We start from the raw sequence: 8,918 nt of genomic DNA on the forward strand, positions 1-8,918 counted from the left end.
TCCAGGAGATGGTCAACAGAGATAACTGAAAGAGACCGGCTCCTGATCAATTATCTAGGCATGAAATTTTGAGTACTGATTATCCAACTTTTAGGTTACATACACACGAAAAATTATTTTTGTTATACACATCACACTCTTGATATAATTTCATTAAGTTGTATAATTCAGCTATCTTTAAAACTCATCAGTGGATTTCAGGATATGGATCAGAACCAGAAGAAAATTTGTGCGGCAGAAGAAGCAGTTAAGTACGTAAAGGAAAATGCCGTACTAGGTGTGGGCACAGGCTCAACAGTTAACTTCTTTATCGACAGACTCGAACCAATCAAGAATAAGATCAAGGGAGCAGTATCAAGCTCCGTTGCATCAACCAAAAAACTTGAAGCCATGGGCATCAAGGTTTTTGATCTTAATGACGTTGATTCTTTCGACATCTATGTTGACGGTGCTGACGAAATCAATCCTGAAATGGATATGATAAAAGGTGGTGGTGCAGCTCTTACCCGTGAAAAGATTGTTGCGGCCGTTGCAAAGAAGTTCATCTGCATAGTTGATGACACCAAGGTTGTTGACGTTCTCGGCAAGTTCCCTCTGCCTGTTGAAGTTATTCCGATGGCTCGTGAATACGTAGCCAGAGAACTTACCGCTCTCGGTGGCCGTCCGGTATACAGAGAAGGCTGTGTAACCGACAACGGAAATCACATTCTTGACGTTCACGATCTTAAGATTACCGAACCGAAGAAACTCGAACAGACCATAAATGCCATTGCCGCTGTGGTAACCGTAGGCATATTTGGCAGAAGAGGCGCTGATGTTCTGATTGTAGGTACCGAAAATGGTGCCAAGGTTACCGAAAAGAAATAACCACAAACGATTCTGCGACGGTATCAGGCCATACTATTCCGAAACCATCTGATACCGAATGCAGTTTCGTATTCTTTCCTCTTTAATCTTTTCATTTAAAAAAAGGTCGGCTTCCGCCGACCTTTCCTTTATCTGACTTTACGTAATTCATTCCTATCCGTTATCTTCCGAGCTTCTCCTTCAGATAGTTCTGCATCGGCACAGCTCCGGGATTGTCAGCCCCCATCACCACATCGTAAAGCGTTCTCTGACTCTTACCTTTTTTAGCCGACTCTTTTGTTTTTACTGCCTTTTCAAGATCGGCTCCGCGGGAAACAAGGAGATCCGCCGTTTTCACCGAACCTGTGCCAATGGCATAACACAAAGGATATATTCCGTCCCTATCAGCTTTTTCCGGAGAAGCCCCGGCATCAAGAAGCATATTCATCATGGTATGACGCTTTTCTTCATTATCTTTCATGATGGCGAAGATCAGAGCTGTTTTGCCGTTTTTTACCTGAAGATCCGGTTTAGCCCCGTGCTTGAGCAGATATTCCACCATACCGATCCTTTCTTCCTTCACGGCCTCAATAAGAGCCGTAAGGTTATTGCGACCGAAAGCCTGATGATTTACGTCAGTACCAAGATCCACAAGAATCTTAAGTGTTTCGTCAGTCACTGAGTCATTATCCATAAACTCAATCAGCGCCGTACTCCCGCGCCGGTTGGTTGCATTCATGTCCGCACCGTTACGGGCAAGGACGTTGATATGCTCCACGGCATTCGATTCAATTGCATCGAATAGCGGAGTTTTTTCATATTTGTCCCTGACATTCACCTCAGCTCCAGCATCAATCAGCTTCTGCAACACTGATGCTGGCCACATTCTGTTGTCACGATCCTTGGTCAGGGCATATTTAAGAACCTGATTTCTCGGATCATTCACATCATCGTGATCGTACTTAAGCCCGCCAAGAGAGATAATGGTATCTAGAAGCTTCAGTGATGTTTCCATACTGTCACTGCGCTTAAAAAACAGTGAATCCCTATCCAGAAATTCGATTATCGGAGGCTTTTTTCCCATTGAAACCCTACTGAGATCCGGTCTGTTAAGTTCCAGTGCGTACAGCATAAGATCTTCATCGGTGTAGAACAGTCCCTGCAGAACCTTGTACTCCCCGTTATCATTGTGCCATAGCAGATCCACTCCCGCATCGATGAAGGCTCTTACTACTTCAGGATTACGGCCGTGTGTATTAATGTATGTATAAAGAGCAGGATCTCCGTACGGGGTATTATCGGAAACCCTGCGAGTATTCGGGTCCATACCGTCTGCCAGAGCCTGAATGATTTTCTGATCATTCACTTCATCATGCTGACGTACCATCATCATGAAATCATTTGGCGGCATAACCTCGATATATTTACGCTCTGAGTTCTGAGTCTGTTCTTCTCCAGAAACACCTTTTTCTTCTCCTGTTGGCACTGGGGAAACCTCCCACTCCTCAGAAGCCTTTTCCGGCTGAACCTCACCGGAAGCAGGAGTGTCAGAAACACCTGTATCGGCAGCAGGTGTCTCTGTAGTCACCGGAACAGATTCTGGTGAAGCATCATTGAGTGATTCCTTACTTTCACCTGAAATAACGGAAGATTCCACCGCGTCTTCAGAAGATGCTGTCGGCTCTCCTTCTGTCGGATTTTCCGCAAAAGCAGGAACAGATGTCATAATTGCCGAGCCTGCCAGAATGCCGATCAAGTATCCTAATGATTTTACTGCCATGAGAATATCCTCCATAATAATCAACGTACGGAACATGTCTTTAACAGTCGCTCATGACAAAACTTATGTCGTTACCTGAAGTTTTTATGACATTCCGTCCGTTTCCGCCGGTGTTTTTCCGTACTCTGCCGCATATCCACCCGCCAACGTCCGTCAGCACATGTACGGCAAAACAGCCTCCGAATTATATTTTTATGTAGCCGCCGGGAAAAATACCTAACAAAAAACTTCTCCCTATTATCATGGTACATCCGCACCATGCATCAGACACCCTGGAAATTCCGTAATATGAGGATAAAACATATTTTTTTGCCGGCAATGTTGCCCATGTATACATAATGTTTTATTTTTGTTTAATTTGCTTAATACTTATACTGCCGTTTTCAGTTCGCAAACCATTTAGAATCGCCGCATGACCGCAGGAACTCTCTTTCCTTTTCTCACCGGAAACAACAGTGCCGGTTCGGCTAAAAACCGCACCGGCACTGTTTAATCTTCAGACTTTTCTGAAACAGAATGCTTAATGTATTTCGCAGTTCAGGAACTTTTTTTCACCATCATGTTTTATTTCAATCTCAACCATGCCGCTGTCGTTAAAACGCAGCTGATTGTTGTAATCACAGTCGTAGCAGAGACTGTTCATGTCCCTAAGATACTGACCTTTGAACTGAGGAAAACCGTATACTCTGTAATTACGCCCCTTTATGCTGAAATGCCCGATTGGCATCTGTGTGGAATACATATTCAGAATTATCAGCTGATGTCTTTCCTCTTCAGCCAGATCGTTAAAAGCTGACTCTCCCACCACAGGGACGCAGTCAAGAACCATTTCCTGCTTTTCCTCCATCCCCTGATCTATGCGTTCCTCAGCAATCAGCACGTCAAAATAATTTTCCACACAGCTGGAACTGAATCTGTGTTCCGCACAGGTCTGCAGACGCCCTCTGTGCAGTGCGCATCCGAATACACAGCCGTGCTCGTCATACTTCAATCCCAAATAGCGGAGATATTCAGATTCAAGATACATGAGCTTCGGATTATCGCATATGATTTTTTCAGGCTCACTGTTTCCGTATGTATCACAGACATCCCTGCTGAGATTGGTAAGTCGCACGATTTCACGCTTTTGATATTCCCTGCTCTTTGAGTTCTTCTTCAGATTGGGAATTTTCTTGATAATCACGTTATAGGAAGTGTCCCTGTTCTTATGCTCTTCGGCAACAACAGCACTGTCTGCATATGCCTCAGCATCCGGAGAAGTGTCGTCGGCACTAGCACAGTTCATAAGAACAAAAGAGATAAAAGTCGTTGCAAATACCATGCATAAACCAATAAATCCGCATGCGGATCCAGGTACCGCGAGAGAAAACTCCCCGGCGGATGTACCGGCTTTCATCAAGCCAACAACCGAATTTTTACTGTCATCATGCATTGCTGTTTCCTCACTGCACCCGAAATCGTGAATGCTGTTCATTTGTACATATATATGTGTCAGTTAGTGCATTCCGCTTCTGTTTACGGAACAAACATTTTATTCAGGCAGATCAGCAATCCGATTCGCCGTGTCAGTGCGGGTCACCTGAGCTGCCTCAATGACGGCGTGACCATGGTCAGCGTCAGTCATGTGTTATCAGTCATTAACGTTTCTTTGTATCCGGAACCACAATAATATATCGGTATCCGGCATTTGTTATACGGGGAAATGATATTTCACTCTCTCCCTGATCCTGTCACGTGCATTTTCGTTCATTCCGGAGCGTTTTGCAATATGAGAAAACAAGAAGATATGCCACATGAATAATACCGCATCCGGATTTTTTGCCGGAAAAGTCCCTGATTTCAGTCATCTTTTAGCGAAAGAAACACTTTCGGGATTTTACAAAACTTTTAATTGGTGTCAGAATTATTTCCGGAAAGGGAATGACCGCCAGTGACCGTCATCCCGTCAGTAAAAACACCTCCGACCAATAAAAACATGACTGAAATTAACTATGCGGATCCGGAAATAATTCACGGACTCACTGATAAACATCTGACCGCTCTGATTCTTAACAACCGCTCCTTCATGGTCACTCCCGCGACCCGGGAAGCTTTCCTTGAAATGAGGAATGAGGCCCTGAAGGATGGCATTAATCTGTCAATTGCCTCCTCATTCAGAAACTTTGAGCGGCAGAAGATTATTTTTGAGGAAAAGATTGCCGGTATCCGCCCGGTACTGGATAGAAATGAACACCCCGTAGACATCGGCACCATGTCAAAAGAAGAACTTATAAGAACCATTATGTTTTTCAGTGCCGTGCCGGGAATGTCACGTCACCACTGGGGTACGGATCTGGACGTTTACGACCCGGATGCCCTTGCATGCAATGAGGAACTGGATCTGACAAACAGATGCTACACCAGAGGCTGCCAGAAGAATGTCGGGAAATGGCTCACGGCCAACATGCAAAAATTCGGATTCTTCCGCCCTTACGCCCACGATAATCAGTACTGCTCATACGAACTGTGGCACCTCAGTCACATGAACGAATCAGATCGCTTCACTTCAGGTCTGGATTGCGAAGAATGCGCCTGTTTTCTTAAAAACAGAGCCGGTCTGTCTGAACCTGACCTGGTAACATCCATAGTCACCGGCGAATTTGCGCAGCGGTTCCTTCTTTTTTCACATTGATCTCCGGACATGTTCCCGTGCAGCGTCACGGGACTTCCTTAAGATTCGGAAAACTGAAAAACCGGATTATGTCTTTTTGCCGAACGTTCACCTGATTAAATTACGCATATTAGACTAGGTATAGAGTTCCTTTTTACATCTAATATATTGTATCTATTAAATTATAATATTTATATACAGATATTTTCATTGTTTCAAAATCACCTGTGTGACAACGTTTTCAAACTATTATCAGTTCAAAAAATTATTATAATATTTTAGTATACGAATATTTTTTATTTTGTATATTATGTTTTTGACACCACTATATATAGTGGTTAACACATTTATTTTAAAAATCATAACACAATATTTAGGAAGAGCAGATTACAGTCTGTCATTTTTTAAGCAAAATTACCACAAACATCGTGTTATCAATACGTTAAAGAAAAACATTGATCTCAGTCAATTTTTCTGCAATTAAAAATATAAAAATTTTTTTTGTTGTCACGCTCAAAAAAAATTGCTAAATTGCACTCCGAAAAAAAGGCAACCACGCCCAGCTTGCTATAATCAAAGTATGCAAGGCATTCAAAAATTTTCCGCGTCTGATTTTCAGGCAGAAAATTTGAAAAAGACCTTTGGCGTGCAAACTGGTACTGTTAAGCGAAACAAGCGTAAGTATATATAAAATAAATATACTTACGGTCCCCTTTACGGACGGATGAACAGCGCAGACTGATTAATAGAAATCAATATCAGGACAGTACCCGTACATGTCGCCCCGGGGCACCGGACAAAGCCTAAATATAAAAAAAGAGAGAGTTTAAAAATATAAAACCGTCCCAGTTGTCAAAAAAGGTAAACACTTTATCTTTTACTGAGGACGGAAAAAACGGAGAGATGTTAAAGTGGAAGCAAAAATTACTGTAATCAAACGTGACGGTAATCGGGTACCTTATGACGGTATCCGTATTGTTAATGCGGTCTCCAAGGCTGCAGAAGCCTGCGGAGTTCGTGATCTGAATTTTGCCGCTAATATCGAATCCAAGGTATTCGGTCTTATCAAGGACAGAACCGAAATCGAAATCAGCGAAATTCAGAAGCTCGTAGAAGACCAGCTGATGGCTTCCAAGTTTAAGCAGATTGCCCGTGCGTACATCGAATATCGCCATGACAGGGATCGCATGCGTGAAAAGCAGAGTGATCTCATTCATGACATCGAAAGTCTCATCGAACAGAACAATCCTGAGATCCTTAACGAAAACGCCAACAAGGACAGCCGTGTAATTCCTACCCAGAGAGACCTTCTGGCAGGTATCGTGGCCAAGCACTATGCCAAGCAGCACATGCTCCCTAGTGATGTCGTTATTGCTCACGAAAAGGGTGAAATTCACTTCCACGACCTTGACTATTCACCTCTGTTCCCTATGTTTAACTGCATGCTCATTGATATCAAAGGCATGCTTACTCACGGTTTCAAGATGGGCAACGCTGAAATTGAAACTCCGCGTTCAATCTGCACTGCCACTGCCGTTACCGCACAGATTATCGCCCAGGTAGCAAGCCATATCTACGGCGGTACCACCATCAACCGTATTGATGAAGTACTGGCTCCGTACGTAACCAGCAGCTACAACAAGCACCTTGCCGTTGCCAGGGAATGGAATATTCCTGACGTAGAAAGCTATGCACGCGCCAGAACCGAAAAGGAATGCTATGACGCATTCCAGTCACTGGAATATGAAGTAAACACGCTGCACACCGCCAACGGTCAGACTCCGTTCGTTACCTTAGGCTTCGGTCTCGGCACCTCATGGGAATCAAGACTCATTCAGCAGTCAATTCTCAAGAACAGAATCGCGGGTCTCGGCAAGAACCACAAGACTGCCGTATTCCCTAAGTTGGTATTTACCATCAAGCGCGGTCTTAACCTTGAAAAGGATGATCCGAACTACGATATCAAGCAGCTGGCTCTGGAATGTACCTCAAAGCGCATGTACCCTGACATTCTTAACTATGATCAGGTTCTCCGCGTAACCGGTTCATTCAAGGCGCCTATGGGATGCAGAAGCTTCCTCAGCCCTTACATCAATGCCGAAACTCATCAGGAAGAGCACGACGGCCGTAACAATCTCGGCGTTGTAAGTCTCAACCTGCCACGCATCGCCATCGAAGCTCACGGTGATGAAGCCGAGTTCTACAAAATTCTCGACAAGAGACTGGATCTCTGCTTCAAGGCATTAATGGAAAGAATTCACCGTCTGGACAACGTTCAGGCAAAGGTTGCCCCTATCCTCTATATGGAAGGAGCCTGCGGTGTAAGACTTAAGGCCGACGACAAGGTTTCAGAAATATTCAAGAACGGCCGTGCCACCGTATCCCTTGGTTACATCGGCATTCATGAAACCATCAACGCACTGTACGGCAACGAAAAACACATTTTTGATGACGAGGTATTACGTCAGAAAGGTGTTCAGATTGTTAAAACACTGCACGATGCCACCGTCCGCTGGAAGCAGCAGACCGGCTACGGCTTCAGTCTTTACAGTACACCTTCTGAAAACCTCTGCAACCGTTTCTGCAAGCTTGATACCAAGGAATTCGGCATTATCAGGGGCGTAACCGACAAGGGTTACTACACCAACAGCTTCCACCTTGACGTGGAAAAGAAGGTTGACCCGTATGCGAAAATTGACTTCGAGCAGCCATATCCTGAACTTGCGTCCGGTGGCTTCATCTGCTACGGTGAATTCCCTAACCTGCAGAGAAATCCTGAAGCAATAGAGGATGTATGGAACTACTCATATGACAAGGTTCCTTACTATGGTACCAATACTCCTATCGACGAATGCTACGAATGCGGCTACAAGGGTGAATTTGAGTGTACCAGCAAGGGCTTCGTATGTCCTAAGTGCGGTAACTGCAACCCTAACAAGGCTTCCGTAATCCGTCGCGTATGCGGTTATCTCGGTGCTCCGGACACCAGACCTTTCAACTGCGGTAAGCAGGAAGAAGTTCGCCGTCGCGTAAAGCATCTCTGATAGGCGGAGCATGCGCAGGCACCTGCCATGGTAATTACCGGTAACGATAAGTGACTGAAAGGCAGGTACTTTAAGAAAATATAAAAGGAGAAGGCCGTGTTAGCCTCCTCCAAATAGTGTGACTTATTAAAGTACTCGCATGGACATCAGAATCTGTCCAACCGGCTCTCCTTCAAGTCTGCGCCTCTCCAGTTCCAGCTGTTCACCAGGACGGAGCTTTCTCCTCAGCCGATAATACTGTCCGCTCCGGTTATCCCAGATGTAAAGTTCCTTGTGATCCTTCTCCTCGTTCGTCTTGTTCTGAGCCTTAAACCATTTAAGTCCTCCAAGACCAATCGGGACAATGACCAGAAGAAAGTCTTTGTTCTCTTCGTAGAATGCCTTCGCGTCATAAAAACGGGCTTTGGTCCACTCCATTCCGGCATGAAGCTTTTCCTTGGCTTTTGCCTTGAACTCTTCCTTGTCGAATTTCTTTTCTTCCATAGTGCCTCCTTTCAAAATATAATCATCACCATTACAAGCCATGCAAAAATTACGCCAAATATTTCTCGCGCAATTCGTGATACCGAAACTTCTCCTGCGCATCATCCAGATCAAG

Annotated in this window: 6 protein-coding genes; 3 read left to right on the forward strand and 3 right to left on the reverse strand. The window is 44.5% G+C overall.

The window, feature by feature from the left end; translation table 11 throughout:
* Window positions 1-204 precede the first annotated feature (204 nt).
* Window positions 205-867: a ribose-5-phosphate isomerase RpiA gene (gene rpiA / locus QZU58_RS09865; protein WP_294496407.1), complete on the forward strand. Its 663-nt coding sequence runs from the start codon at window positions 205-207 to the stop codon at window positions 865-867.
* A gap of 160 nt (window positions 868-1,027) precedes the next feature.
* On the opposite strand, the gene QZU58_RS09870 is transcribed toward rpiA, so the two are convergent.
* Both QZU58_RS09870 and QZU58_RS09875 read right to left on the reverse strand, forming a co-directional pair.
* Window positions 1,028-2,626 (reverse strand): ankyrin repeat domain-containing protein, encoded by a 1,599-nt coding sequence (locus QZU58_RS09870; protein ID WP_294496409.1) that lies wholly within the window; start codon window positions 2,624-2,626, stop codon window positions 1,028-1,030.
* Window positions 2,627-3,146: 520 nt separating this feature from the next.
* Complete coding sequence (locus QZU58_RS09875; protein ID WP_294496411.1) at window positions 3,147-3,947, reverse strand: hypothetical protein; 801 nt, start codon at window positions 3,945-3,947, stop codon at window positions 3,147-3,149.
* A 609-nt stretch (window positions 3,948-4,556) separates the two neighbouring features.
* Between QZU58_RS09875 and QZU58_RS09880 the strand changes: the two genes are divergently transcribed.
* Together QZU58_RS09880 and nrdD are read left to right on the forward strand one after the other, a co-directional pair.
* A complete protein-coding gene (locus QZU58_RS09880; RefSeq protein WP_294496413.1) occupies window positions 4,557-5,297 on the forward strand; it encodes a M15 family metallopeptidase in 741 nt (246 codons plus the stop codon).
* 890 nt (window positions 5,298-6,187) lie between these two features.
* Entirely contained in the window at window positions 6,188-8,320 is a 2,133-nt protein-coding gene (gene nrdD / locus QZU58_RS09885; RefSeq protein WP_294496414.1) for an anaerobic ribonucleoside-triphosphate reductase, read from the forward strand.
* A gap of 126 nt (window positions 8,321-8,446) precedes the next feature.
* Here nrdD and QZU58_RS09890 read toward each other — a convergent pair whose 3' ends face one another.
* Window positions 8,447-8,803 (reverse strand): hypothetical protein, encoded by a 357-nt coding sequence (locus tag QZU58_RS09890; protein ID WP_294496416.1) that lies wholly within the window; start codon window positions 8,801-8,803, stop codon window positions 8,447-8,449.
* Between the last annotated feature and the right edge of the window lie 115 nt (window positions 8,804-8,918).

This window comes from uncultured Ruminobacter sp. (genome assembly GCA_902764345.1).
Classification (GTDB): domain Bacteria; phylum Pseudomonadota; class Gammaproteobacteria; order Enterobacterales; family Succinivibrionaceae; genus Ruminobacter.